This window comes from Rhizobium phaseoli (assembly GCF_003985125.1).
In the GTDB taxonomy this organism is placed as follows: domain Bacteria; phylum Pseudomonadota; class Alphaproteobacteria; order Rhizobiales; family Rhizobiaceae; genus Rhizobium; species Rhizobium phaseoli.
The window spans coordinates 450,961-477,132 of sequence record NZ_ML133566.1 but is presented as its reverse complement, the minus strand read 5'-3'; the positions used below and the strand labels follow the sequence as shown (position 1 = coordinate 477,132).

General features: G+C 63.0%; 23 protein-coding genes and 1 pseudogene. 12 read left to right on the top strand and 12 right to left on the bottom strand.

Features of this window, described 5'->3' with window-relative positions:
- On the top strand, nucleotides 1–1,017 hold the full coding sequence (locus EFD56_RS05495) for a zinc-binding alcohol dehydrogenase family protein (RefSeq protein ID WP_126904896.1): 1,017 nt from the start codon (nucleotides 1–3) through the stop codon (nucleotides 1,015–1,017).
- Between the two features lie 318 nt (nucleotides 1,018–1,335).
- Here the strand turns inward: EFD56_RS05495 and EFD56_RS05490 are convergent, their stop codons facing one another.
- Both EFD56_RS05490 and EFD56_RS05485 read right to left on the bottom strand, forming a co-directional pair.
- On the bottom strand, nucleotides 1,336–2,064 hold the full coding sequence (locus EFD56_RS05490) for a copper homeostasis protein CutC (protein WP_126904895.1): 729 nt from the start codon (nucleotides 2,062–2,064) through the stop codon (nucleotides 1,336–1,338).
- On the bottom strand, nucleotides 2,061–3,290 hold the full coding sequence (locus EFD56_RS05485) for a LysR family transcriptional regulator (RefSeq protein ID WP_126904894.1): 1,230 nt from the start codon (nucleotides 3,288–3,290) through the stop codon (nucleotides 2,061–2,063). Before EFD56_RS05485 ends, EFD56_RS05490 begins: the two co-directional genes overlap by 4 nt.
- Here EFD56_RS05485 and EFD56_RS05480 point away from each other — a divergent pair.
- From EFD56_RS05480 to EFD56_RS05450, 7 genes and pseudogenes are all read left to right on the top strand, one after another.
- The gene (locus tag EFD56_RS05480) at nucleotides 3,258–3,524 is read left to right on the top strand and encodes an acetyltransferase (protein WP_225882841.1); all 267 of its coding nucleotides are present in this window, start codon (nucleotides 3,258–3,260) and stop codon (nucleotides 3,522–3,524) included. The genes EFD56_RS05485 and EFD56_RS05480 overlap by 33 nt on opposite strands.
- Before the next feature lie 186 nt (nucleotides 3,525–3,710).
- Complete coding sequence (gene osmF / locus EFD56_RS05475; RefSeq protein ID WP_064826861.1) at nucleotides 3,711–4,619, top strand: glycine betaine ABC transporter substrate-binding protein OsmF; 909 nt, start codon at nucleotides 3,711–3,713, stop codon at nucleotides 4,617–4,619.
- A 58-nt stretch (nucleotides 4,620–4,677) separates the two neighbouring features.
- Nucleotides 4,678–5,844 (top strand): ABC transporter permease, encoded by a 1,167-nt coding sequence (locus tag EFD56_RS05470; RefSeq protein ID WP_126904893.1) that lies wholly within the window; start codon nucleotides 4,678–4,680, stop codon nucleotides 5,842–5,844.
- Nucleotides 5,841–6,785, top strand: a complete 945-nt coding sequence (locus EFD56_RS05465) for an ABC transporter ATP-binding protein (RefSeq protein WP_004668850.1) — start codon at nucleotides 5,841–5,843, stop codon at nucleotides 6,783–6,785. Before EFD56_RS05470 ends, EFD56_RS05465 begins: the two co-directional genes overlap by 4 nt.
- Nucleotides 6,782–7,531 (top strand): ABC transporter permease, encoded by a 750-nt coding sequence (locus EFD56_RS05460; RefSeq protein WP_126904892.1) that lies wholly within the window; start codon nucleotides 6,782–6,784, stop codon nucleotides 7,529–7,531. The genes EFD56_RS05465 and EFD56_RS05460 overlap by 4 nt, the downstream gene beginning before the upstream one ends.
- 44 nt (nucleotides 7,532–7,575) lie before the next feature.
- Nucleotides 7,576–7,971 carry a VOC family protein gene (locus EFD56_RS05455; protein ID WP_126904891.1) on the top strand — a complete coding sequence of 132 codons (396 nt, stop codon included), beginning with the start codon at nucleotides 7,576–7,578 and terminating at the stop codon, nucleotides 7,969–7,971.
- A gap of 67 nt (nucleotides 7,972–8,038) precedes the next feature.
- Nucleotides 8,039–10,493 (top strand): annotated as a pseudogene (locus tag EFD56_RS05450) (glycoside hydrolase family 2 protein).
- A gap of 98 nt (nucleotides 10,494–10,591) precedes the next feature.
- Here the strand turns inward: EFD56_RS05450 and EFD56_RS05445 are convergent.
- On the bottom strand, nucleotides 10,592–10,984 hold the full coding sequence (locus tag EFD56_RS05445) for a PRC-barrel domain-containing protein (RefSeq protein ID WP_004668843.1): 393 nt from the start codon (nucleotides 10,982–10,984) through the stop codon (nucleotides 10,592–10,594).
- Nucleotides 10,985–11,246: 262 nt separating this feature from the next.
- On the opposite strand from EFD56_RS05445, the gene EFD56_RS05440 reads away from it, so the two are divergent.
- The 3 genes from EFD56_RS05440 to otsA all read left to right on the top strand — a co-directional run bounded on the left by EFD56_RS05440 (nucleotide 11,247) and on the right by otsA (nucleotide 16,684).
- Nucleotides 11,247–12,947: a long-chain fatty acid--CoA ligase gene (locus EFD56_RS05440; RefSeq protein WP_126904890.1), complete on the top strand. Its 1,701-nt coding sequence runs from the start codon at nucleotides 11,247–11,249 to the stop codon at nucleotides 12,945–12,947.
- Nucleotides 12,948–13,084: 137 nt separating this feature from the next.
- Nucleotides 13,085–14,710 carry a glucose-6-phosphate isomerase gene (pgi, locus tag EFD56_RS05435; RefSeq protein WP_126904889.1) on the top strand — a complete coding sequence of 542 codons (1,626 nt, stop codon included), beginning with the start codon at nucleotides 13,085–13,087 and terminating at the stop codon, nucleotides 14,708–14,710.
- Between the two features lie 567 nt (nucleotides 14,711–15,277).
- Nucleotides 15,278–16,684: an alpha,alpha-trehalose-phosphate synthase (UDP-forming) gene (gene otsA / locus EFD56_RS05430; RefSeq protein WP_126904888.1), complete on the top strand. Its 1,407-nt coding sequence runs from the start codon at nucleotides 15,278–15,280 to the stop codon at nucleotides 16,682–16,684.
- Nucleotides 16,685–16,979: 295 nt separating this feature from the next.
- Here the strand turns inward: otsA and EFD56_RS05425 are convergent, their stop codons facing one another.
- The 3 genes from EFD56_RS05425 to EFD56_RS05415 all read right to left on the bottom strand — a co-directional run bounded on the left by EFD56_RS05425 (nucleotide 16,980) and on the right by EFD56_RS05415 (nucleotide 19,382).
- Entirely contained in the window at nucleotides 16,980–17,906 is a 927-nt protein-coding gene (locus EFD56_RS05425) for a carbohydrate kinase family protein (RefSeq protein WP_126904887.1), read from the bottom strand.
- Between the two features lie 60 nt (nucleotides 17,907–17,966).
- Nucleotides 17,967–18,656: an orotate phosphoribosyltransferase gene (locus tag EFD56_RS05420; RefSeq protein WP_010005115.1), complete on the bottom strand. Its 690-nt coding sequence runs from the start codon at nucleotides 18,654–18,656 to the stop codon at nucleotides 17,967–17,969.
- A gap of 75 nt (nucleotides 18,657–18,731) precedes the next feature.
- Nucleotides 18,732–19,382, bottom strand: a complete 651-nt coding sequence (locus EFD56_RS05415) for a TetR/AcrR family transcriptional regulator (protein ID WP_126904886.1) — start codon at nucleotides 19,380–19,382, stop codon at nucleotides 18,732–18,734.
- Between the two features lie 95 nt (nucleotides 19,383–19,477).
- Between EFD56_RS05415 and EFD56_RS05410 the strand changes: the two genes are divergently transcribed.
- On the top strand, nucleotides 19,478–19,960 hold the full coding sequence (locus EFD56_RS05410; protein WP_126904885.1) for an anthrone oxygenase family protein: 483 nt from the start codon (nucleotides 19,478–19,480) through the stop codon (nucleotides 19,958–19,960).
- 389 nt (nucleotides 19,961–20,349) lie between these two features.
- Here EFD56_RS05410 and EFD56_RS05400 read toward each other — a convergent pair whose 3' ends face one another.
- The 6 genes from EFD56_RS05400 to EFD56_RS05375 form a co-directional block, all read right to left on the bottom strand.
- Nucleotides 20,350–20,886 carry a glyoxalase superfamily protein gene (locus EFD56_RS05400; RefSeq protein ID WP_004676430.1) on the bottom strand — a complete coding sequence of 179 codons (537 nt, stop codon included), beginning with the start codon at nucleotides 20,884–20,886 and terminating at the stop codon, nucleotides 20,350–20,352.
- A 203-nt stretch (nucleotides 20,887–21,089) separates the two neighbouring features.
- Complete coding sequence (locus EFD56_RS05395) at nucleotides 21,090–22,268, bottom strand: GGDEF domain-containing protein (RefSeq protein ID WP_126904883.1); 1,179 nt, start codon at nucleotides 22,266–22,268, stop codon at nucleotides 21,090–21,092.
- Between the two features lie 171 nt (nucleotides 22,269–22,439).
- Nucleotides 22,440–23,486: a dihydroorotase gene (gene pyrC, locus EFD56_RS05390; RefSeq protein ID WP_126904882.1), complete on the bottom strand. Its 1,047-nt coding sequence runs from the start codon at nucleotides 23,484–23,486 to the stop codon at nucleotides 22,440–22,442.
- A gap of 144 nt (nucleotides 23,487–23,630) precedes the next feature.
- Nucleotides 23,631–24,263, bottom strand: coding sequence for a nucleoside triphosphate hydrolase (locus tag EFD56_RS05385; protein ID WP_126904881.1), 633 nt, complete (start codon nucleotides 24,261–24,263; stop codon nucleotides 23,631–23,633).
- Entirely contained in the window at nucleotides 24,260–25,042 is a 783-nt protein-coding gene (locus tag EFD56_RS05380; RefSeq protein WP_016734905.1) for an ATP-binding cassette domain-containing protein, read from the bottom strand. The genes EFD56_RS05385 and EFD56_RS05380 overlap by 4 nt, the downstream gene beginning before the upstream one ends.
- Before the next feature lie 2 nt (nucleotides 25,043–25,044).
- Nucleotides 25,045–26,109 carry an ABC transporter permease gene (locus EFD56_RS05375; RefSeq protein ID WP_037143092.1) on the bottom strand — a complete coding sequence of 355 codons (1,065 nt, stop codon included), beginning with the start codon at nucleotides 26,107–26,109 and terminating at the stop codon, nucleotides 25,045–25,047.
- Between the last annotated feature and the right edge of the window lie 63 nt (nucleotides 26,110–26,172).

The window sequence follows — 26,172 nt, the reverse complement described above, 5'->3', positions numbered from 1 at the left end:
ATGAAAGCAGTTGTTTGCCGCGAGCCCGGCGTGCTCGAGATCGTCGAACGGCCATCCCCCGCCGCGCCGGCGCCCGGCTGGGTGCGGCTCGCCGTCAGCCATGTCGGCATCTGCGGCACGGATTATCATATCTTCGAGGGCAAGCACCCTTTCCTCGAATACCCCCGCGTGATGGGGCACGAGATCTCGGCGACGGTCATCGAAGCCGGTGACGGCGTAACGCTTGCGGCCGGCACACCTGTTATCGTCAACCCCTATCTCTCCTGCGGCCAATGTGTCGCCTGCATCAAGGGCAAGCCGAATTGCTGCACCAAGATCAAGGTGCTCGGCGTCCATACCGACGGCGCCTTCTGCGAGGAGATTTCTGTTCCGGCAGGCAATCTCTATCCCGCCAAGGGCCTCAGCCTGGAGGCGGCGGCGGCAACGGAATTTCTGGCGATCGGCGCCCATGCGGTGCGCCGCTCTCTGGCCGGCGCCGGCCAGCGCGCACTCGTCATCGGCGCCGGCCCGATCGGCCTCGGCGCGGCGATCTTCTCGCGCATTGCCGGCCACGAGGTGACGCTGCTCGATACCAGTGCCGAACGGCTGCAGATGGCATCGGAGCGCTTCGGCTTCACCTCCGGCATCGTCGCCAACGAGGCGACGGCCGAGGCCGTCAAGGAAAAGACCAATAACGACGGTTTCGACGTGGTGTTCGATGCGACCGGCTACGGCCCGTCGATGGAAAAAGCCTTCTCCTTCGTCGCCCATGGCGGCGCATTGGTGCTGGTCAGCGTCGTCAAGGACGATATCCGCTTCTCCGATCCCGAATTCCACAAGCGCGAGATGATGCTGATCGGCAGCCGCAACGCCACCCGCGCCGATTTCGAACATGTCGCGGATTCGATCGCCAAGGGCCTTGTGCCGGTGGACAAGCTCATCACCCACCGCACGACGCTCGCCGACGCACCGCGCGACCTCGCCCGCTGGGCACATGAGAAGAGCGGGTTGATCAAGGCGGTGATCAGGGTTGGTTAAGGTACGGCGCAGAACATGCGCGTGGAGTGCTCGGCATGGATACTCGGGTCAAGCCCGAGTATGACGGAGGGTGGGGAAGCCTGTGCGGCAAGAAGCGGGAGATCCGGAAGAACCCCAGCAAAATGTGCGGGTGGTTTTGTGTGTGGATCGCTTAAACAAAGACGGCAATTCCAATAGAACCACACACCCTTGCGGTCCTTGCCACATTGGCTCCCCCACCCTCCGTCGTCCTCGGGCTTGACCCGAGGACCCATGCGGCAAGCACTGCATTCGCGTTTCAAAAGCGCAAAACGCTTTCCGTCCGGAATTGCGAGACCGCTAACGCTCCATTGACGCAATCGCCCGGCACATCTCCCTGACCACCGCACTATCCGTCCGGTTCGCGCTCTTCGCTTCGAAACCAAAGGCAACGGCGCGGGGGTCGACGCTTTCAACCGGCGAGCTGCAGGACCCATGGACCTCGCGGGCGCCGGTTGCCTGCAAGATGGCGCTGACATTGGCGGGGCGGATGCCGCTGCCGGGCATGATCGAAATGCGGCCGGCGGCCTTTGCCGACAGGCGTTTCAGGGTTTCGGTTCCGTCGGCCGCCTTCGGCGCACAGCCCGAGGTCAGGATGCGCTCAACGCCGAGCTCGACCGCCTGCTCCAGCGCCTGGTCGGCATCCGGCACCAGATCGAAAGCCCGGTGCAGCGTTGATCCCAAGCCTGAAGCATGCGCTTTCAGGCGGTGGATCAGCGGCATGTCGAGCCTGCCGTCCGGCCGGTTGGCGCCGATGACGACGCCGGCGAGGCCGGCGGCGCGCACGGCGTCGATATCGAGCAGCATCGCTTCCTCGTCGGTGCTGCCGAAGATGAAGGGGCCGGCATGCGGGCGGATCATCGCGTAAACAGGAATGGGCGCCCGGGCGGCGATCCGCATCAGGCTCGGCAGCGGCGTCAGGCCGCCGAGCTCCAACGCCGAGCAGAGCTCGATGCGGCCAGCGCCGCCTTCGATGGCGGCGGCAAGGCCCTCGGCGCTGTCGACACAGACCTCCAGCAGGATCGTCATGCGGCGCTCTCCCTGACTGCGTCGGTTTTCGCGACGGTCTCCGACGTTATTCTCGCCGCCGCCGCGATGATGACGGCAGAGGCATCAGCGGCGGCTTTGCGATGATTGAAGGCGACGTGATAGGACATCAGCAGGGCCTCGTCGAGATCGACGATGCGCACCTTGTCGGCGATCGGCATGGCGCTGACACGGCCGAGGAAGGAGACGTAACCGTGATTGGCGACGAGGTCGACGATCACCGGCAGCGAATCCGCCGCGGTGATATCGCGGCTGCGCAAGCGCCGATCGGGTGCGCGTTCGTGGCTGAAGGCCATGGCCGCATGGCCGAGGCCGGTGCGCGGGCTCGGCATGCAGATCGCATGACCGGCGACCAGATCGGCGACCGTCGTCTCCGTGCTTTGCGGCGGGGCGATCACCACCATGTCGGTCTGCAGCAGTTCGCGGTGGCGGAAGTCATCCAGCCCGAAGACCGAATCCAGGATCGCCACATCGATGCGGCCGCTCTTCAGCGCCTCGCGCAGATCGTCGGCGGTCATCGAGACTAGCGAGATCGCATTGTTGCTGCGGCGCGCATTCCATTCGGAGACCAGCAGGCCGAGACAGCGCGCCACCCAGCTTTCCGATCCGGTCGGAATGATCGAGCCGATGCGCAGCGACCGGGCGGTGCGGCGATAGCGCTCGCCGGCGGCCGATTTCAGATCGTTCCACGCCTGGCTGATCGCCATGAAGATCTGGTAGGCGCGCCGGCCCTCCTCCGTCAGCACCGAGCCCTGCGCCTGCCGCTCGAACAGCCGGCGGCCGAGAAATTTTTCAAGATTGGCAAGCTGCAGCGAAAGCTGCGGCTGTCCGAGATGCAGGCGGCGGGCGGCGCGGTTGATGCTGCCCTGGTCGGCGACCTCGAGGAACCGCTCGATCGCGCCGATCTTGACGGGAATGCGGGCAGCCCAGGCCTCATCGATGCCGCCGGCGCCGGCTTGGCCGGCGAATTGGCAGAGTTCGCCGATTGCGACCGTGATCGGCTCCAGGCCTTCGAGCACGCCGGCGCTTGCGATCAGCGTCACCAGCTCGCCGGAGGCGCGTTCCGTCAGCTTCATTGCCAGCTCGGTCTCGGCATTGCGGATGGCCGCAGACACGGTGGAGGGCGACAGCTGGAATCGGCGCGCGGTCTCGCGGACCGAAGCCGAGGTCAGGACGTGGCGGATGATGAACAGGGCGCCGAGATGCAAAGGCTGGCTCCGGAAAGCGCTTTAAAAACCGGACGATATGATGTGTTCGCGAAAAAAGATATCCCTGCCTCGACAGAGCCGGGCTATCGTCGCCGTCATAAAAATCCGGGCGGCGGTTATCCGCAGAAGAGCACCGGAACCATCGCGGAAACACGCAAGGGAACAAAAACAAATCGCGCCGGCCCTGGAAAAGGGAATGCCTTTCCGCGCGCCGGGCCACGTTCGCCGCCATAATCACCGGCGCGAACGCAAATACTGGAGGGGGCCTGCATCGATTTTTCGAGCGTGCACGCTATTTCCATGACGCACGCAATTCCGGCATGATGGCGGCCTTGTCGCCTTCGCCGGCGGATTTCCTGCGCAGACGCCTCCCGCCGGGGGGCTGCGCCACGTCAACGGTGTTAAAACAGGGGATATTCCATGCTGAAGAAACTCGCACTTGCCGTCTCGCTCTCCGCCTTCGCGGCGGGTGCGGTTCAGGCCGCAGACGTCGTCGTCTCGTCGAAAATCGATACGGAAGGCACGCTGCTCGGCAACGTCATCGCACTGGCGCTCGAAGCAAACGGCATCAAGACGCAGGACCGCATCGCGCTCGGCGCCACACCCGTGGTGCGCAAGGCGATCACCGCAGGCGAAATCGATATCTACCCGGAATATACCGGCAATGCCGGCTTCTTCTTCAACAAGGCCGACGACGCGGCCTGGAAGAACAACGACCAGGGATATGAGCTGGCGAAGAAGCTCGATTATGACGCCAACAAGATCGTCTGGCTGACGCCCTCGCCCGCCAACAACACCTGGGCGCTTGCCGTGCGCAACGACGTCGCCAGCCCGAACAAGCTGAAGACCATGTCCGATTTCGGCAAGTGGGTTACCGGCGGCGGTACCGCCAAGCTTGCGGCCTCTTCCGAATTCGTCAATTCGGCCGGCGCGCTTCCCGCCTTCCAGACGACCTACGGCTTCCAGTTGAAACCCGACCAGATGGTCGTTCTCTCCGGCGGCGACACGGCGGCGACGATCAAGGCGGCGGCCGACCAGACGAACGGCGTCAACACCGCCATGGTCTACGGCACCGACGGCGCGATCGAAGCGGCCGAACTCACCGTTCTCGAAGACGACAAGGGTGTGCAGCAGGTCTATGCGCCGACCCCGATCATCCGCGAAGCGGTGCTGAAGGCCAATCCGAAGATCGAGGAAATCCTCTCGCCGATCTTCAAAAGCCTCAGCGCCGACGAGCTGCGCAAGCTCAACGCCAAGATCCAGGTCGACGGCGAGCCGGCAAAATCCGTCGCCGAGGCCTATCTCAAGGAAAAAGGCTTCCTGAAGTAATCATCGCCCGCTCCGCCCGGCAGCGGGCGGAGCGTCCTTTCCCCATAAGGTTGGATCGATGGACGAAACCTCAGCGGTCCGCAGGCTGGACCGGCTCGGCGTGGTTCTGGTGGCCGGCGGCATTGCGGCCACCGCACTGATGCCCTTCATCTACGTCAAGGCGAACCGGATCGCCGCCGGCAAGCCGATGTTGCTGACCCAGCTCTTTCCCCAGCCTTCCGTCGTCATCCTGACCGCCCTGCTTATTCTCACCGCCCTGGCGACGCTGTTTCTGCGCAGCGCAGTGGCGCGGCTTGTCATCGCCACGCTCTGCCTTGTGGCGCTGGTCGTTGCGATCGGCCTGGTCTCGAGCGCGGCGACGCCGCCCGGCAGCACCGTGGCGCGCATGACCCCGGGCGGTGGTTTCTGGGTGCTGTTTGCGGTGATCGGGCTCATCATCTCCGATGCGCTGGTGAAGATAAGGCTGGCGCCGTGGATGCGGGTGGCGGCGCTCGCCGCCTATGCGGCGCTGCTGTTCATCTCGCTTGCCTCCGGCCTGCTCGACAGCCTGTCGATCATGAAGGAGTTTGCGACGCGGGCGCCGCAATTCGAGACGGAAGCGATTTCGCATCTGCTGCTGGCGCTCGGCTCGCTTGCCGTCGCCATTATTCTCGGCCTGCCGCTCGGCATCCTCTGCTTCTGGGTGCCGCGGCTGCGGGCCGTCGTGCTGCAGGGTCTGAGCCTCATCCAGACGATCCCGAGCCTGGCGCTCTTCGGCTTGCTGATGCTGCCGCTCGGTTATCTCGCCACGCATGTGCCGCTGGCATCAGCGATCGGCATTCGCGGCATCGGCACGGCGCCGGCGCTGATTGCGCTGGTGCTCTATTCGCTGCTGCCGATCGTTGCCAATACCGTCGTCGGCCTGCAGGGCGTCGATCCGTCGGTGCGCGATGCTGCGGCCGGCATGGGGCTGACGCGCCGGCAGATCCTTGTTGGTATCGACATGCCGCTCGCCTTTCCCGTCATTCTTACCGGCATCCGCATCGTGCTGGTGCAGGCGATCGGCATGGTGACGATCGCCGCGTTGATCGGCGGCGGCGGCTTCGGCATCTTCATCTTCCAGGGGCTCGGCCAGACCGCGATGGATCTGGTGCTGCTCGGCGCCGTGCCGACCGTCTTCTTCGCCTTCTCATCGGCCGTCATCCTCGATGCGGTCATCGACAGCATCCGGGGGCCTGCCGCATGAGCATGATCGAAATCCGCAACGTTACCAAGCGCTATGGTGCCGCCACCGTCGTCGACAATGTCTCGATGCAGGTCGAAAAGGGCTCGATCACCGTCATCGTCGGCACGTCCGGCTCCGGCAAATCGACGCTGATGCGGATGATCAACCGGCTGGTGCCGATCACCGAAGGCGAGATCTTCGTCGGCGGCCAGAATGTCATGGACGTCGAAGTGACCGAGCTTCGCCGCCGGATCGGCTACGCCATCCAGGGGCACGGCCTGTTTCCGCATCGCACCGTCGCGCAGAATATCGCCACCGTGCCGCAGCTTCTCGAATGGGATTCGACGCGTATCGCCGCCCGCGTCGAAGAACTGCTCGGACTGTTCAACCTCGATCCGGCAACTTTCGCCGACAAATATCCGCACCAGCTTTCCGGCGGCCAGCAGCAGCGCGTCGGGGTGGCCCGGGCGCTGGCGGCCGAACCGGAACTGCTGCTGATGGACGAACCCTTCGGCGCCCTCGATCCCGTCATCCGCGGCAAGGCGCAGGACGACCTGCTGGCGATCCAGAAGCAGTTCGGCACCACCATCATTCTCGTCACCCACGACATGGACGAGGCTTTCCATCTCGGCAATCAGATCGCGGTGATGAGCCAGGGCAGATTGCTGCAATGCTCGACGCCGGAAAAGATCCTCACCGAACCGGCCGATCCCTTCGTCCAGCAACTGACCGGCACCTCCGACCGGGCACTGAAGCTGATGTCGCTGCTGCCGCTGAAGGAGAGCATGGAGCCGGCCAAGAGCGGCCTTGCCTATGCTCTGCCGCAGTCGCTCAGCCTGCGCGACGCGCTCGCCGAAATGATCTGGCAAGGGGTCGACGAGGCGGCCGTGCAGGATGGCGAAAAGGCGCCTGTCGGATCGATTTCGATGACGCGGCTGCTTGAACTGGGCCGCAAGGCATGAAACTCGTCGTCGCCAATCTCTTCCGCCTGGCGGCGCTCGTCCTGCTGCTCATCCTGCTGTTCAGGACAGAGTGGCTTTCCTTCCTGCTGACGCCGCTGACCAGCAACAATGCGCCCGCCGTCTATACGCAGAATAGCCTTGCGTCGCTGGCTGCCGGCCATCTGCAGCTCGTCGTCGGATCGATCGCCTGCAGCGCCGTGCTCGCCGTGCTCGGCGGCATCTTCGTCACCCGCGAAAGCGGCGCCGACTTCCTGCCGCTGTCGCGGGCGATTGCCAATGCCGGGCAGACCTTTCCGCCGGTCGCGGTGCTGGCGCTCGCCGTCCCCGCCACCGGCTTCGGCGCCATGCCGACGCTGATCGCACTGTTTCTCTATGGCCTGCTGCCGATCTTCGAAAATACCGTCGCCGGACTCAAGCAGGTGTCGCCGCAGGTGCTCGATGCGGCCGACGGCATGGGCATGAGTGCCACCCAGCGGCTGTTGCGGGTTGAGCTGCCGCTTGCCCTGCCGCTGATCCTCGAAGGGCTGAAGGTCGCGACCGTCATCAATATCGGCACGGCGACGATCGGCTCGACGGTGGCGGCCCAGGGCCTCGGCGAGGTGATCATCGCCGGGCTCATTTCGGACAATACCGCCTTCATCCTGCAGGGCGGGCTGATCGTCGGGCTGATGGCGGTGCTGATCTATGACGCCATGGGCCTCGTCGAAGCGGCGATCACCCGAAGAATCGGCTTGCGCGCGGCGTGAAAGGACCGCTACCACAGGCGTGACCGAAAGAATGGGAGGCAGAATTGGCGAAGATGATCCACTCCATGATCCGCGTTCTCGACGAGGCGCGTTCGGTCGACTTTTATCGCAAGGCTTTTGGCCTTTCGATCGCCGATCGCGTCGATTTCGAAACCTTCACGCTGATTTATCTGAGCAATGCCGAGACCGGCTTCGAACTGGAGCTGACCGTCAACAAGGGCCGGACCGAGCCCTATAATCTCGGCAATGCCTATGGCCATCTCGCCATCTCGGTCGAAGAAGTGGCGGTCGAGCGCGAGCGCATGCTGAAACTCGGACTTAAGCCGGGTGAGCTGGTGGAGCTCAATCGCGACGGCAGGCTCTTCGGCCTGTTCTTCTTCGTCAGCGATCCCGACGGCTACAAGATCGAAGTGCTGCAGCGCCACGGCCGGTTTCTCTGACGCGCCGCGGCGCCCCTCCTAAAGCCACCCCACCACAGTTTCGAGCGGCATAAATCAGGAGCCCGCCATGATCGAGAAGACCGTGCTCAATTCCGGCTGGACGCTCTCCTGCAACGATACAGCAAGACCGGGCCTGCCGGAAACAATCGCCGCGACGGTGCCGGGCTGCGTGCATCTCGACCTTCTCGCCAGCCGACTGATCCCCGATCCCTATATCGACGTCAACGAGATCACCAATGACTGGATCGGCAAGACCGACTGGACCTATCGCTGCAGCTTCGAGGCCGCACCCGATGATGACAGGGTGCAGGAGCTCGTCTTCGACGGGCTCGATACGGTCGCGGTCATCGCGCTGGACGGCGAAGAGATCGGCCGCAGCTTCAACATGCATCGCACCTATCGTTTCGATGTTTCCGGGCTGCTGAAAACAGGCGCCAATGAACTCACGGTCAGCTTCCGCTCGGCCTATGCCTATGGCGCGGAGATGGAGAAACATTACGGCTACCGGCCCAACAACTATCCGGGACCGGGCAATTTGATGCGCAAGATGGCCTGCAATTTCGGCTGGGACTGGGGTCCGACGCTGGTGACCGCAGGTCTCTGGAAACCGGTGCGGCTGGAAAGCTGGGACCGGGCGCGGCTTGCCGAAACACGGGTCTCGGCAAGCCTTTCCGGCGGCGACGGGCTGGTGAAGATCCATGCGAAGGTGGCACGACATGGCGACCGCGCGCCATGCCGGCTCGTCGCGACAATCGGCGGCATCACGAAGACCGTGGCAATCGGCGCCGGGCAAGACGAGTTCGCCTTCGAGCTTCGCCTCCCCTCGCCGCAGCTTTGGTGGCCACACCATCTCGGGGCGCAACCGCTCTATGCCCTGACGCTCGAGCTCCTCGACGATGCCGGCGGCGTGCTCGACAGTTACGAGCGGGAGCTCGGTTTCCGCTCGCTGCGGCTCGACACCTCGGCCGACGCGCACGGCTCGGCCTTCACCTTCATCATCAACGACGTGCCGCTGTTCATTGCCGGCGCGAACTGGATTCCGGACGATTGTTTCCCCTCGCGGGTGACGGCCGAGCGCTATGCCGCCCGGATCGAGGAGGCGAAGGCCGCCAATATCCACATGCTGCGCGTCTGGGGCGGCGGCATCTTCGAGCACGACGAATTCTACGCGGCCTGCGATCGCATGGGCATGCTGGTCTGGCAGGATTTTCTCTTTGCCTGCGCCGCCTATCCGGAGGAGGAGCCGCTGAAGAGCGAGGTCGAGGCCGAGGTGCGCGACAATGTCGTGCGGCTGATGTCGCATGCCTCCCTGATTCTCTGGAACGGCAACAATGAGAATATCTGGGGCTTCGACGAATGGGGCTGGCGGCCGATCATCAAGGCCGGCGAGAGCTGGGGGCTCGGCTATTACCTCGACCTGCTGCCGCGGCTCTGTGCCGAACTCGATTCCGATCGGCCCTATTATCCCGGCAGCCCCTATTCCGGCCCGATGGAGATCGAGCCCAATGCCGACGCGCATGGCTGCAAACATATCTGGGACGTCTGGAACGATGTCGGTTACGAGGTCTACCGCAACTATATTCCCCGCTTCTGCTCCGAATTCGGCTGGCAGGCGCCGGCGGCCTGGGCGACGATCGCCGAAAGCGTGCACGATCAGCCGCTGACGCCGCAATCGAACGGCGTCTTCCACCATCAGAAGGCGACGCTCGGCAATGACAAGCTGATCCGCGGCCTCGCCGGCCATCTGCCGGAGCCGAAGACGATGGACGACTGGCACTTCGCCACCCAGCTCACCCAGGCCCGCGCCATCCGCTTCGCCATCGAGCACATGCGCTCGCATCGGGAGATCTGTAAGGGTGCGGTGGTCTGGCAGTTCAACGATTGCTGGCCGGTGACCTCCTGGGCGGCGGTCGATTCGGCCGGGGCGCCGCAAGCCGCTCTGGTATGCGCTGCAGGCCGCTTATGATCCACGCCTGCTGACCATCCAGCCGCGCGGCGGCGGACTTGCGGCAGTGGCGGTCAACGAGAGAACATTGTTCTGGCGGGCGAAGATCAGCGGCAGACGTTTGAAGCTCGACGGCACGGTGCTGGCCGAATTCGAATTCTGGCGCCTGCTCTGCGACCGCTTCGAAGCCAAGGAATTTCCGCTGCCCGAGAATATCGTCAGGCCGGACTTACCAAAGGACGAGGTCATCGTCGTCGAGATGCTCGACCGGCGAGCGTTGCATTATTTCGTCGAGGATATCGAGCTCGCCCTGCCGGTGCCGCGGCTGGCGGTCGATGTGACCGGCACTGCGGGCGGTTATGCCGTGAAGGTGACGGCTGAGAATTTCCTCAAGGACCTCTGCCTGATGGCGGATCGGCTGGATCCGGATGCTGTGGTGGATACGATGCTGGTGACGCTGCTGCCGGGCGAGAGCCATGTGTTTGCGGTGAAGACGGCAAAGCTGATTTCGGCCAATGACATTGTCGTCGGTACAGTGCTGCGGTCGGCCAATGATCTTGTCGCGGGTCGACAATAAAGGCGGCCGCAACGTCTCGACTCCCTCTTCTCCCCTCGGGGCACACCAAAAAGGCCCCGCATCGCACGGGGCCCTTCCAGCTCGGTCCATCGGACGACTTACATCCAGTAGGGCGGCACGCCGTAGTAGTCATAGACCCGGCGGCCATTATCGTTGTACCAGGTGTCATCATCGTCCGAATAGCTGGGTGCGCCTTCGATCTGCTCCTTGGTCAGGTCGATGCGATAGCCGTCCAGCTGGGTGTCGTAATTCAGCTTTTCCCAGGGCAACGGATAGTGATCGTGACCGATGCCTAGGAAGCCGCCGAAGCTCAGCACCGCATAGGCAACGCGGCCATCGCGCTTGCCGATGATCAGGCGTTCGATCGAGCCGATATGCCGGCCATCGGAGCCATAGACCCGAGTGCCTTCGACCCGGTCGCTGGCGATCAGCGAATGCGTTTCCTTGGTGTCAGGGTCGCGGCGGCTGGCGTCAGTATCCTGGTTCAGCATTGAAACCTCCTTTTTGGTGTTCCTCATGGTTGGTGTGAAGGTCAACGCCATGGCGGACTCAAAGTTCCCTGCCTTTCGAGCGCTGCGCGGCGAGCCAATGTTGACGTTTACGTCAAGGTTAGTATAGCGTCATTCGGCTTGAACCGTTCAGGCAATGGCATAAGCTGCCGGACAGGAAGATGGAGGATGCTTCCGGTCAATTGCGGGCCAGCCGATAGTGGCTCGGCGCCGGCGCAGCGGCCGCAAGGGAGAGAGAGACACGATGAGCAGCATTTCCGTCCATCCGAACGGAGCAAAAGCCGACAAGCCCTGGCTTGCCACCTATCCCGAAATGGTTCCGGCCGAACTCCCGCCGCTGGAACATGCCTCTCTTGCCGAACTACTGGAAAAGTCCTGCGCCCGTTACGCCGACCGGACGGTTTTTTCCAGCATGGGCAAGGCGATGAGCTACCGCGAGCTGGAGAACCAGACGCGCAAGGTCGCCGCCTGGCTGCAGAGCATCGGGCTCGAGAAGGGCGACCGCGTCGCGGTGATGATGCCGAACGTCCTGCAGAATCCGGTCGCGACCTATGCCATCCTCAGAGCCGGCTTCGTCGTCGTCAACGTCAATCCACTCTATACGCCGCGTGAGCTCGAACACCAGCTGCGCGATTCCGGCGCCAAGGCGATCTTCGTGCTGGAGAATTTCGCCCGCACGGTCGAGCAGGTCCTGAACAAGACCGATCTGCGCCATGTCGTCGTCACCTCGCTCGGCGAGATGCTGGGGCCGAAGGGGCTGATCGTCAATTTCGTCGTGCGCAAGGTGAAGAAGCTCGTTCCCTCCTGGTCGATCCCGCAGCATAAGAGCTTCAGCCAGGTACTGCGCGAAGGCGCGAAGAAGAGCCTCCAGCCGGTCACGCTTGCCGGCGGCGACGTCGCCTTCCTGCAATATACCGGCGGCACAACGGGCGTTGCCAAGGGCGCGGTGCTGACACATCAGAACCTGCTCGCCAACAAGCTGCAGCTGTCGCTGTGGCTGCGGTCGGCTTTCCAGCGCAAGAAGCAGCCGGAGGTGCTGAATTTCCTCTGCGCGCTGCCGCTCTACCACATATTCGCGCTGACGGTGAATTCGCTTATGGGCATGTCGCTCGGCGCCCACAATATCCTGATCGCCAATCCGCGCGACATTCCCGGCCTCGTTAAGGAGTTCGGAAAGTCCAACATTCACATCTTCCCCGGCCTCAACACGCTGTTCAACGCGCTGATGAACAATGCCGAATTCGCCAAGCTCGATTTCTCCTCGCTCGTCATGTCGCTTGGCGGCGGCATGGCCGTCCAGCGCCCGGTCGCCGAGCGCTGGCTTGCTATGACTGGCACTTCGATAACGGAAGGCTACGGTCTTTCCGAGACCTCGCCCGTTGCCACCGCCAACCGCTTCGATTCGGCCGAGTTCACCGGTTCGATCGGCCTGCCGCTGCCCTCCACCGAACTCGACATTCGCGACGAGGAGGGCCGTTCGCTGCCGCTTGGGGAAATCGGCGAGATCTGCATCCGCGGGCCGCAGGTGATGGCCGGCTATTGGCAGAAGCCGGATGAAACGGCGCGGGTGATGACATCAGATGGCTACTTCCGCTCGGGCGACATGGGCTTCATGGACGAGCGCGGCTATACCAAGATCGTCGACCGCAAGAAGGACATGATCCTCGTCTCCGGCTTCAACGTCTATCCGAACGAGATCGAGGAAGTCGCCGCCATGCATGCCGGCATCCTCGAAGCCGCGGCGATCGGCGTGCCGGACGGCCATTCCGGCGAGGCGGTAAAACTCTTCGTCGTCAGAAAGGATCCGAATCTGACGGAAGCGGAGGTAAAGGCCCATTGCATCGCCAACCTGACCAATTACAAGCGCCCGCGCTTCATCGAATTCCGCACCGAACTGCCGAAATCGCCTGTCGGCAAGATCCTGCGCAAGGACCTGCGCGTCTGAATTTGACACTGTGATGAAATTCAAGCCATCCGCTTCCCCCGGGTGGCTTTTTTCATATTGGAGTGACGGCTGAACTTGATTTGCGCCTGAGAAAGCGAATAGTTTCCGCAACCTTTCCGCCTCAAAAGGAGCCTCCCATGAACGCCATCGTCGAACAGCTGAAAAGCACTGCTGACGCCACCAAGGCGACCGATCTCCGCGCCGCCTTCGCCGCCGATCCGCAGCGCTTTTCGCGCTTTTCCGTCTCGCTCGACGATCTGCTGATGGATTATTCCAAGACGGCGGTGAACGACGAGATCCTCAAGCTCTTGGTCAAGCTCGCCGAAGAGGGCGGCGTCGAAAAGAAGCGCGAGGAGATGTTCTCCGGCAAGGCCATCAATTTCACCGAGGACCGCGCCGTCCTGCATACCGCGCTGCGCAACCGGTCCAACACGCCTGTCCTCGTCGACGGCAAGGACGTCATGCCTGACGTCAACGCCGTGCTTGCCGCCATGGGCAAGTTTGCCGACGAGATCCGCTCCGGCACGCTGAAGGGCGCCACCGGCAAGGCGATCACCGATGTCATCAATATCGGCATCGGCGGCTCGGATCTCGGCCCCGTTATGGCGACGCTGGCGCTTGCCCCCTTCCATGACGGCCCGCGCGCCCATTTCGTCTCCAATATCGACGGCGCTCATATCGCCGATATCCTGAAGCTGGTGCGGCCGGAGACGACGCTCTTCATCGTCGCCTCTAAGACATTCACGACAGTCGAGACGATGACCAATGCGCAGACGGCGCGCAATTTTATTGCCAAGGCGCTCGGCGAAGCAGCCGTGCAGCACCATTTCGCCGCCGTCTCGACGGCGCTCGACAAGGTCGCCGCCTTCGGCATCGACAGCGCCCGTGTCTTCGGTTTCTGGGACTGGGTCGGCGGCCGCTATTCGATCTGGTCGGCGATCGGCTTGCCGCTGATGATCGCCATCGGCCCGGAGAATTTCGGCAAGTTTCTCGACGGCGCGCACGCGGTCGACAATCATTTCCGTAAGGCGCAGGTTACCGAGAACCTGCCGATGCTGCTCGGCCTGATCGGATTCTACCACCGTAATGTGCTCGGCTACCCGACCCGCGCCATCCTGCCCTACGACCAGCGCCTGTCGCGTTTCCCGGCCTATCTGCAACAGCTCGACATGGAATCCAACGGCAAGGGCGTGACCGTCGACGGTACGCCGGTCGAGGGCAATTCCGGCCCGGTCGTCTGGGGCGAACCCGGCACCAATGGCCAGCACGCCTTCTATCAACTGATCCATCAGGGCACGAGCATCATCCCGGCCGAGTTCATGATCGCCGCCAATGCCTTCGAGCCGGAGCTGCGCCATCAGCACCAGCTCTTGATCTCCAACGTTCTCGCCCAGTCGGAAGCGCTGATGAAGGGCCGCACCTTCGATGAAGCCAAGAAGCAGCTGACCGACAAGGGCATGGACGACAAGAAGGCCGATTTCATCGCCCCGCACCGCGTCTTTACGGGCAACCGGCCGTCGATCACCTTCGTTTACGACAAGCTGACGCCTTACGCGCTCGGCCGCCTCATCGCGCTTTACGAACACCGCGTCTTCGTCGAAGGCGTGCTCTTCCGCATCAACTCCTTCGACCAGTGGGGCGTCGAGCTCGGCAAGGAACTGGCGACGGGCCTGCTGCCTGTTGTCGAAGGCAAAGAGAGCGCGGCAGGCCATGATTCCTCGACGCAAGGGCTGGTCGCGGCGCTGGCGAAGCTTGCGAAGTAAGTGTCGAAAGCCGGGCTCGCCCCTCACGCTAACCCTCTCCCCGTTCTGACGGGGAGAGGGAACGTGCCTTGCGAAAACTGTGCGAGGAACGGAGAGGTTGCGGCATATTCCCTTCTCCCCGCAGGCGGGAGAAGGTGCCGGCAGGCGGATGAGGGGCAGAGGCTGGCGACAGCCTTAAGCCTAATCTCACGCCAAGCCGGGTCGGCGCAACTTCATTATGGCGGCCGCCAACGCTGAATTAATATCGATCTCCCAGTGCATTCCCGTCGGCATGCTCGTCGCGCAAAACCGGATTGAATGTTCTACTAATAGAAAATCGTAGAAAGAATTCTTTCAATTCGCCGCTATCGCCCTAAATTCAAGCAAAATCTGTGCGCAGGGTACTTCCGACGACATGGCCTATCAAACCCGGGACGACACCCCGTTCCACTGTTTCCGCTGGTCTATACACCGGGCAACTCGCATCCGGATCTGCTCTTTTGATGGCGGCGCCCGCCCCCGTCCCGGAGGCTCCCCGGAACGCCGGCACAGAGCGTTTTCACGATCCATCTTCACTGAAGGAAGCTTATGAGCCGTCTTATCGTCGTTTCCAATCGCGTTCCCGTGCCGAGCAAAGATGGCGGTGCTGCTGCCGGCGGCCTCGCCGTCGCCCTGCAGGCAGCCCTGCAGGAGCGTGGCGGTATCTGGATGGGATGGTCGGGAGAATCGAGCGGCGACAGGGAACCGGGCGCGCTGTCGCTGCAGCAGAAGGGCAACATCACCTATGCCCTGACCGACCTCACCGACACCGACGTCGAGGAATATTATCGCGGCTTTGCAAACCGCGTTCTCTGGCCGATCTGCCACTACCGCCTGGATCTCGCCGAATATGGCCGGAAGGAAATGGCCGGTTATTTCCGCGTCAACCGGTTCTTTGCGCACCGGCTGGCGCCGTTGATCGAGCCGGACGACATCATCTGGGTTCACGACTACCACCTCATTCCGCTCGCCGCCGAACTGCGGCAGATGGGGCTGAAGAACCGGATCGGCTTCTTTCTGCACATTCCCTGGCCGCCGGCCGACATACTCGTCACCATGCCGGTCCACGAGGAGATCATGCGTGGGCTCTCGCATTACGATCTCGTCGGCTTCCAGACGGACTATGACCTGCAGAATTTCGCCGGCTATCTCAGACGGGAGGGCATTGGCGACGACCTCGGCAACGGATTGTTCGATTCGCACGGGCGGATATTCAAGGCCGGCGCCTATCCGATCGGCATCGAGACCGCAGCCTTTGCCGAATTCGCCGAACAGGCGGCAAGCAACGTCATGGTCCAGAAGACCCGGCGCAGCATCGAAGGCCGGGACATGATCATCGGCGTCGACCGGCTCGATTATTCGAAGGGCATCATTCAGCGGCTGGAAGCCTTCGAGCGCTTCATCACCTGTAATCCGGCCTACCAGAACAAGGTGACTTTTCTGCAGGTCACGCCGAAATCGCGATCGGAAGTGCCCGAATACGAGCAGATGCAGAAGATGGTCGCCGAACAGGCCGGCCGCGTCAACGGCGCCATCGGAACGGTCGACTGGGTGCCGATCCGCTATGTCAACCGATCGATCAGCCGCAACGTGCTCGCCGGGCTTTTCCGGCTGGCGACGATCGGGCTCGTCACACCCTTGCGCGACGGCATGAACCTCGTCGCCAAGGAATATGTCGCCGCCCAGGACCCGGATCGCCCTGGTGTCCTGGTGCTGTCACGCTTCGCCGGCGCCGCACGCGAGCTGAAGGGGGCGCTGCTGGTCAATCCTTATGATGTCGAAGGCACGGGCAATGCGATTGCGCGAGGGCTTGCCATGTCGCTTGAGGAGCGTCGCGACCGTTGGAGCATGATGATGGAACATCTGCTCTCGCACGACGTCTCGCTATGGTGCAAAGAATTCCTGCGGGACCTGGTGACCGCTCCGAGCTCCGATCGGAGCGGGGCAGAGGGGTAGTTTCTTCAGCGCGCGCGAAGAATGAAATCTCTGGCAAATCAGTGCTGGTTGGCACGGGAACCGGGGCGCAGGCGTTGCGGCATATCCCCTTCTCCCCCGCGGGGAGAAGATGCCGGCAGGCGGATGAGGGGGCCGCCCGGCACAAGCCTCACAGCATTCCAAACTCCATACCGCGCCGCCCGGCGCGGTTGGATCCGCAAGGCTATCAAAACCGGCATATGCGGCCCCCTCATCCGCCCTACGGGCACCTTCTCCCCGCTGGGGAGAAGGGGGAATCGAGAGGCTAGGCGTTGCCTTAAAGCCCGATCTCATGCGCCCAGGGCGGGTTGGCGCCGGCGCGGGAGACGGTGACGGCGGCGGCTTTGGCGCCGAGTGTCAGGGCGTTCCGCACCGCCTGTTCGTCGAGCGAGGCGACCTGCGCCTTGGTCAGCAGGCCATCCCGCTTCAGCGAGGCCAGCACGCCGGCATCGAAGGTGTCGCCGGCGCCGACCGTGTCGACGACCGTGACGCGGTCGCTCGGGACCGTCACCTTGCGCTCTTGGGTGTAGCCGGAAGCGCCTTCGGCACCCTTGGTGATGACGACGAGCTTGGCGCCGTGGGCAAGCCAGTGGGCGGCGAGTGCGTCGTGGTCGCCTTCAAGGCCGAACCAGTCGAGGTCTTCGTCGGAGAATTTGACGATGTCGGATTTGGCCGCCATGCGCTTGATGCGGGCCATATGCGCCGGCTTGTCCTTGATGAAGCCGGGGCGGATGTTGGGATCGAGCGAGATGACGCGCTTTTCGGCCTCGCGGTCGAGCAGCGCTTCGTAGGTTTCGCCGCAGGGGCTCGGGATCAGGCTGATCGCGCCGAAATGCAGCGCTTCGCAATCGTCGCCGAGGACGGGCAGGTCGGCCTCGGTGATCATGCGGCCGGCAGTGCCCTCGTCGTAAAAGGCATAGGTCGCCTGGCCATTGACGAGCTTGACGAAGGCGATGGTCGACGGGCGCTGCGTGATGGCGCAGTGGCTGTAATCGACATTGGCGGCCTTCAGCGTCGCCAGCAGGATTTCGCCCATCATGTCGTCGGCGATGCCGGTGAAGAAGGCGGTCGGGATGCCGAGGCGGCCGAGCGCGATCGCGGTGTTGAAGATCGCCCCGCCGGCATAGGGCGCAAAACCCTTTTCACCCAGGGTCGTGTCCCTCGGCAGCATGTCGATCAAGGCTTCGCCGCAGCACAAAATCATCGAATTCCTCCCACAGGGCCTACATTCTTCAATCGATTTAAGCGAGCTTTTGTCAAAAGGCTAGAGCGAAAGCTCACTGACGCCACCATTCCTTCCCGACCAGGCGAGCGGCGCATCGAGGAAGGCCTCGACTTCTTCGAGCGTCTTGTCGTCGAACAGCTTCTGCGCCCTGGCGACGGCCAGAACATTGCGCCAGGTGGCGATATGATGCAGCCGGACCTTGCCGTCGGTAAACCGCTGTTGGCCGAAGATGTCATAGAAGAACAGCGCGATGCCGTGATCGACGATGCCGCCGGCGGCGCGGACCGCATCGATGAACTTGAACATGCTGCCGCCCGCCGTCGTCAGGTCTTCGATGACGAGCACGCGCGAGCCTTCCGGCATATTGCCTTCGATCTGGGCATTGCGGCCATGGCCCTTCGGCTGCTTGCGGACATAGATCATCGGCAGGCCGAGGCGGTCGGCGAGCAGGGCGGCGAAGGGAATGCCGGCCGTCTCGCCGCCGGCGATGCAGTCGAACTGCTCGAAACCGGCATCGCGCATCAGCGTGCTGGCGGCAAAATCCATCACCGTCGAACGGATTCGCGGATAGGAGAGCAGCTTGCGGCAGTCGATATAGACCGGGCTCGCCATGCCGGAGGAGAGTTTGTAAGGCTCACCCGCATTGAAATGCACCGCCTTGATCTCCCACAGCATCCTGGCCACCAGTTCGGCCATTACGGCGCGGTCGGGAAACGTGGTCTGGATCATGCGGCTCTCCTTCAACTTTGCTCTCTGCGGCAATAGCAGCAAGAGCTCCGAGTTTCCAGACGCAACACGGCTCTATCAGCGCAGCAGCCGGCTGAAATCGACGAGCTGCATCGTCTTGAACAGAGCGATCGCCCGAGCCCCCTCCTCCGCATCCAGCGATACGGCGTAACGCACGGCCGCGGCCAGCAGCTGCATCGTCAGCCGGGCAATCGCCAGAAGCTCGCCGTGGTCGCGATCGGGCCACAGGCGGACGAGCACGGCGAGAAACGCCTGGGCGTGGAATTCCATGTCCTCGGCATCGATCTGCTGCAGCAGCTTGTCGGTATGGGTCGCATGCCAGAGATCGCGCATGACGGGCTCGCGGCGGAAAAAGGCATAATATTCGTCGACGATATTGGCGAGCGCAGCTTGCAAGGCGGCGGCGTCCGCGACCTTTGCCAATTCCGCCGCGACACAGCGCCTGCCCTCGTCGTTGAAGCGTTCGGCCAAGGTCCGGATGATCGCGCTCTTATCCGGGAAATACTGGTAGAGCGCCCCGAAGGAGATGCCGGCCTTCTCGACGATCTCGCTCATCTTCAGGCCGTCGCTGCCGTGGCTTTCGATCAGCTCGGCGGCGACGGCGAGGATCTTTTCGAAGCGTTCGCGGCCGCGCTGCTGGCTGGGGATCCGGCGCGGCTGCCCCGTATGCTGCTGACGCCTGCGCGGCGCGACGGCCTGTTCCGACAATGCTCTCTCCTTCATGGTTGACAATTAAAATAAGAGAGTTTATCTCATTTCGCAAATGAGAGAGTTTCTCTTATTTTCTCGGAAGGAGCTTCGACATGCAGATCGTCCTTATCCTTTCCCTCGTCGCCGCGGCGCTCGGCAGCGGCCTCATCGCCGGTATCTTCTTTGCCTTCTCGACCTTCATCATGACCGCCTTTTCGCGCATCCCTGCGGAACAGGGCATTGCCGCGATGAACTCCATCAATGTGGCGATCGTCCGCTCGCCCTTCATGGCGCTGTTCGTACCGACGGCGATCCTCTGTCTCGTCATAGCAGTGCTGGCGGTGATCAACTGGCGCGGCGGGGCGTCGGCGCTGATGCTGGCGGGAGCCGCACTCTATGTCGTCGCTTCCTTCCTTTCGACCATCATCTTCAACGTGCCGATGAACGATGCGCTGGAAAAGGTGAGCGGCAGCGGGCCGGAAGCGGTTGCGCTGTGGAGCACCTATCTCAAAGACTGGACCTGGTGGAACCATGTGCGAACGGTGGCCTCGCTGCTGGCTTCGGTGGCTTTCGTCAGAGCGTTGATGATTGTTTGAAACATAAGCGCCGCCGTTCAAGAGAGCCTCATCCTGAGGTGCCCCGCAGGGGGCTCGAAGGACGAGGCGGGTATTCCGTTTCCGAATGGGTCTCTCCTGCCCACCCCACTCTCCGTCATGCTCGGCACTCGAGCCAAGCATCCACACGGCATCCAACAGCAGCAGCCGCATGGATCCCAGGCTCAAGGCCTGGGATGACGGAGAGTGTGGTTGGCATTCTCGCCAAACGCGCCGCCAGCGTAGAGAGACACACCACCACGGATGCTTCATCAGGCCGACACTTGCGGCGCCCTCCCTCCTATCCTGGGGATTCGACCCGAGGGATGTCACAGGAGGATGGGATATGGGAGCATGACGAAAGAAGAGTCGGCTGACATTGTCAGCCGTCCCTATCTCTGCTCGCAGAAAGCGATGCGGTTGCTGAAGGGGTCGATGACGGTCATTTCCAGCCCCCAGGGCGCCTCTTCCACGCCGGGCTTCATGTAGCGGTAGTCCTTGCCGGCGAGTTCGGCGTGGTAGGCGCGCACATTGGCGACGCGCACGAACGCCTTGGCGCCGGGGCTGGCGTCGCCGGAATGTTCGCTGAGGTGCAGCGCCATGCCGTCGCGCGAGACCTGGCAATAGAGCGGGGAGTTTTCGTCGAAGCGGTGCTCCCAGTCAAGATGGAAGCCCAGGAAGCCGCAATAGAATTCCATGGCTTTCTCGACCGAGAAGATGCGGAAAATCGGCGTCGGCGGCTCGATGCCGATCGCCGAGGGCGAAGCGCCCGCCGCCTCGATCTTGGCCGAGAGGATATTCCATTGATCGAGCCCGAACTGCCGGGCGACGATTTCCAGCGTCTCGCTATGGGTCAAGGAAATATCGCGGTCGGCAAGGGCCTGCCGCAAAGTCTTTGCCATGAGCTTGGCATCGCGAAAGTCGCGCATATGTCATCCTTCCGTTGGCGGCAAACAGGAAGATCAGTGCCCGCGTCTGCTGACCCGTTCGCCATCGATCGCCAAACGGCAAGGGATGTGAAGGCTGATTCCGGGATGCATTCACCATAACGCCGAACTGTCAAATGTCGGGCGTCGCGGGGCGGCTGGCTGCATCCGGCCGAAGGCAAAGTTATGAGAGGATGCGGCCGGAATCAAGACGCGGTGCGCGATACCTCGGCCGGAACCGCTCTGAGGTGGGCGGCAAGCTCGACGCGATTGCGGCCGCCGCGCTTGGCGGCGTAGAGCGCCTTGTCGGCGGCACTCAGCATGGTGTCGAAATCCGGCATCTGCGAGCGGCCGGGAGCGACGCCGACGCTGACCGTGCATCTCAGCATCTGGCCGTCGATGTCGATCTCGCGCGCCTCGAAGGCCCGGCGGATGCGTTCGGCGACCAGTTCGGCCCGGCCGGGCATGATCTCTTTCAGCACCAGCGCGAACTCCTCGCCGCCGAGCCGGGCGGCGGTGTCGCCGGCGCTGCAATGGGCCTGGAGTTCCTCGGCGAAGACCATGATCACGCGGTCGCCGGCGGCGTGGCCATACAGGTCGTTGACGGATTTGAAATGGTCGATATCGAAGACGATGACGGCGGTGGTCATTCCCATGGGACGCGTGCCGTATTGGTCGAAGACGGCGCGGCGGTTGAGCAGGCCGGTCAGCGGATCGGTGATCGCCTCGAGCCGATGGCGGGCGGCAAGACGCCACTGATGCAGCGCCAGCGACAAGGCGCCGATTCCGGTCATGCCGGCGATGCAGACGGCAAGGCTCAGATCCTCGGCCCAGTTGTTGGGCGCTGCGCCGAGCACCAGCTTGCCGTCGGCAATCAGCACGCCGGCGCAGAGCACGAAGGAGATTGCCGTGGCGGTATAGAGCGCGGCAATGCCGAGGATCGGCGCCGGGGCTTCGGCGCGAGCGAGCCAATATTGCCGGGCGGTGGCAAAGAGCAGCAGCGCGATGGCAAGATTGTCTGCGATGAAGGCCAGGCCGTCATAGCCCGCCAGCATCGGCACGGTGGAAGAGATCATCGCGGCCAGCGCGCGGATGGCAATGGCCGGGATCGACAGGCAACCGGTGAGGAACTGTTTGCCGGCGCCCCAGATGGTGGAAAAACCGGCATGGAACAGCACGAAGCTGCCAATGGCGAAGGCTGCTTCCGGCCGGTTAACATAGGCGCTGTAGACGAAGATTCCGCTGACGACGAGGACGAGGCCGATCGTAGCGGTCAGCAGGACGGTTTCGGCCCGGCGCACCAGCCAGCTGCCCATCAGGGTCACGGCAAGGCATGCTGCGGAGACACCGAGCGCCAGCAGCAGGGAGTTATAGTCAAGCGTCATGCTCTTCAGTCTCCGCAGCTGCGCCGAATATCGGCAACTCATGGGGTCCGCGACGAGGACTGTCTTACGCATCCGTTAACAAATGATGCACCGCACAATGCAAATGTTACGCGTTTAACGTCGCGCTGAAATTTTAGATGAATTTTCGATTTAAAATTGAAATCCTGACGATTACGCCTGCGGCACCACTTGCCAGTGCAGGGGAAACATCGGATCGAAGACGGTAACTGGTCCGGCGCCGGTTTCAATCTTCGCGGGAAAGACGACGGGCTCGGCCTGCTTTGCCAGGGTGATGCGTTCCTCGTTCGGCTGAAGCCCATACCAGGCCGGCCCGTTCAGCGAGGCGAAGGCTTCGAGCTTGTCGAGGGCACCCTCCTCCTCGAAGACATGAGCAAGGCAGCTCATCGTGTTGATCGAGGTGTAGATGCCGGCGCAGCCGCAGGCGCATTCCTTCAAGGGATCGACATGCGGGGCAGAATCGGTGCCGAGGAAGAAGCGCGGATCACCGCTCACGGCGGCGGCGCGCAAAGCCAGGCGGTGGTTCTCGCGCTTGGCGACCGGCAGGCAGTAATAATGCGGGCGGATGCCGCCGACGAGGATGGCGTTGCGGTTGATGATCAGATGGTGAGTGGTGATCGAGCCGGCGAGATTGCCCTTGGCCGCCTTGATGTAATCGATGCCGTCTGCTGTCGTCACATGTTCCATCGTCACCTTCAGCTCCGGCAGGCGCCGGCGCAGCGGATCGAGCACGGTGTCGATGAAGACGGCCTCGCGGTCGAAAATATCGACATCAGGCGTCGTCACTTCGCCGTGGACGCAGAGCGGCAGGCCGATCTTCGCCATGCGCTCCAGTACCGGCACCGCCTTTTCCATGTCGCGCACGCCACCATGCGAATTGGTGGTGGCGCCGGCCGGGTAAAGCTTGACGGCGGTGATGAGGCCGCTTTCCGCCCCCGCCTCGACATCGTCGGGGCTGGTGTGTTCGGTGAGATAAAGCGTCATCAGCGGCTGGAAGCGATGGCCGGCCGGCAACGCCTTGAGGATGCGCTCGCGATAGGCGGTGGCATCCGACGTGGTGACAACCGGCGGCACCAGATTGGGCATGATGATGGCGCGTGCGAAGGTGCGGCTCGTATCGGCGATCACGCCCTCCAGCATGGCGCCGTCGCGCAGATGCAGGTGCCAGTCGTCAGGACGGCGGATGGTGATCGATTGCATGGCAGGCCTCCGAAGCGATGCGTCTGCGGCCTCGATAGCACTAAAGTGCGACGCATTGAAATCGATTCATGCGCCGCGCTTTCGCTCTTTGTTTTGATGCATGTCGTTCTCCCGGAACCGCGGTACACTTCCTGATGACATGCATTACGCCAGCGCGATCTCCAGCGTCACATCGGCCGGGCGGCGGTTTTCGAGGATCAGCCTGCCGTTCGGCAGGTCGTTGCCATAGACCTTGGCGCTGGCCGCCTCTTCGCTGAGATTATAGCCGCGCCAGCGGTCCCAAAGGCGTTCCTCGAGCACCTCGATCGGCGGCGCCAGCATGATGGTGAAATCGAAGATGCCGTCGAGTTCGGCCCATTTTCCCTGTGTGAACAGCAGATAATTGCCTTCGACGATGATGAACCGGTCCTTGGGATCGATCGGCCGGGCCGAGGCGATGGCGAGTTCACGCGCACGATCGAAGACCGGCACCAGAACCTCCTGGTCAGCCCGCCTGACGGCCCGGACGATATCGAGGAAGCCACGGACGTCGAACGTTTCGGGAATGCCCTTGCGAGCCAAAAGGCCGCGTTCGATCAGGATGGCATTGTCCATGTGAAAGCCGTCCATCGGCAGGACCGCAGCGCTTTCGCCCTTGGCTTTCAGCGCCGCCGCCAGATTGTCGGCCATGGTCGATTTTCCCGAACCCGGCGGCCCGGCAATGCCGATCAGGAAACGTCTGGCATCGCCGGCGCGGCCAAGAACCTCGCCGGCGATTTCGTCGATGCGTGCACTCATGCCGCAACAGGCTCCGTCGGCACCGCCTTGGCGCCGGTCATGAAGGCGACGGCGTCCGACATGGTGTATTCCTTCGGATTGATCACCGTCAGGCGCCGGCCGAGGCGATGGATATGGATCCGGTCGGCCACTTCGAAGACATGCGGCATGTTGTGCGAGATCAGCACGATCGGCAGGCCGCGGGCGCGCACATCGAGGATCAGCTCCAGCACCTTGCGGCTCTCCTTGACGCCGAGCGCCGCGGTCGGCTCATCCATGATGATGACCTTCGAGCCGAAGGCGGCGGCGCGGGCGACGGCGACACCCTGGCGCTGACCGCCCGACAGCGTCTCCACCGCCTGATTGATGTTCTGGATGGTCATCAGGCCGAGTTCGGAAAGTTTGTTGCGCGCCAGCTTTTCCATCGCCGGCCGGTCAAGCATGCGGAACAGCGAGCCGAGCGGGCCCTTTTTGCGGATCTCGCGGCCGAGGAACATGTTGTCGGCGATCGAGAGCGCCGGCGACAGGGCAAGGTTCTGGTAGACAGTCTCGATGCCGGCTTCGCGCGCTTCCATCGGCGAGCGGAACTGCACCTGCCGGCCTTCGAGCGTGATCACGCCTTCGTCGGGCGTGACGGCGCCAGAAATCGCCTTGATCAGCGAGGACTTGCCGGCGCCGTTATCGCCGATGACGGCAAGGATTTCACCCGGATAGAGGTCGAAATCGGCATTGTCGAGCGCGGTCACGCGTCCATAGCGCTTGACGAGTCCGCGGGCAGTGAGAATGGGTTCGTGAGCCATGATTACACCGAAACCTTTCTGATCCACTGGTCGATGGCGACGGCGGCGATGATCAGCACGCCCGTCAAAAGAACTTTCCATTGCGGGTCTGCGCCGAGCATGTTGAGGCCCATCGACACGACGCCGACGATCATGGCGCCGAAGAGGGTGCCGAGGATGGAGCCGCGGCCGCCGAAGAGCGAGATGCCGCCGATGACGGTCGCGGTGATCGCCTGGAGGTTATAATCGGTGACGGCCGAGGACGGCGAGATCGAGCCATTGCGGCCGATCGAGACCCAGGCGGCGAAGGCGGCGATGACGCCGGACAGTGTGTAGACGGTGAGCAGCACCCGCTTGGTCTGGATGCCGGACAGCTTGGCCGCTTCCGGATCGTCGCCGACCGCATAGACATGCCGGCCCCAGGCGGTGTGATTGAGCACATACCAGAGCAGCAGGACGAGCAGCACCATGGCGATGACGCCGAGGGTGAGCACGGCGGTGCCGAGCCTGAAGCTTGCGGCGAAGAGATGCAGCAAAGGCGCCTGGGCGTCGACATCGGCGTCGCGGATCGTCTCATTGGCGGAATAGATGAAATTCGTCGCCATGACGATATTCCAGGTGCCGAGCGTGACGATGAACGGCGGCAGCTTCATGAAGGCGACGAGGAAGCCGTTCAGCAAGCCGCAGAGACCGCCGACGAGAAGGCCGGCGATGACGGCGACCGGCGTCGGTATGCCGTAGGTGATGGCGACATTGCCCATGATGACCGCCGAGATCACCATGATGACGCCGATCGAAAGATCGATGCCGGCCGTCAGGATGACCAGCGTCTGGGCGGCGCCGAGAACGCCGACGATGGCGATCTGCTGCAGGATCAGTGTCAGGGTATAGGACGAGAAAAACCGTCCGCCGAGCGCTATCCCGAAGATGATAATCGCCAGCACCAGCACGATGAGCGGCACGGCCGCCGGCGTCGAGTGCAGAAAATGCTGCGCACGCTTGATCAGCGGGACGCCCTGGTGCTCGAAGGAGGCGACGTTCTTGTCGCTGCCGTCGAGAACGCGTTCGAATTCCTGTGCTCCGGTCATGGTTCCTCCTCCGCATCCGCGCGCCGAACCCGCGCGGAGGCCGCCACCCATTGTCATCCGTTC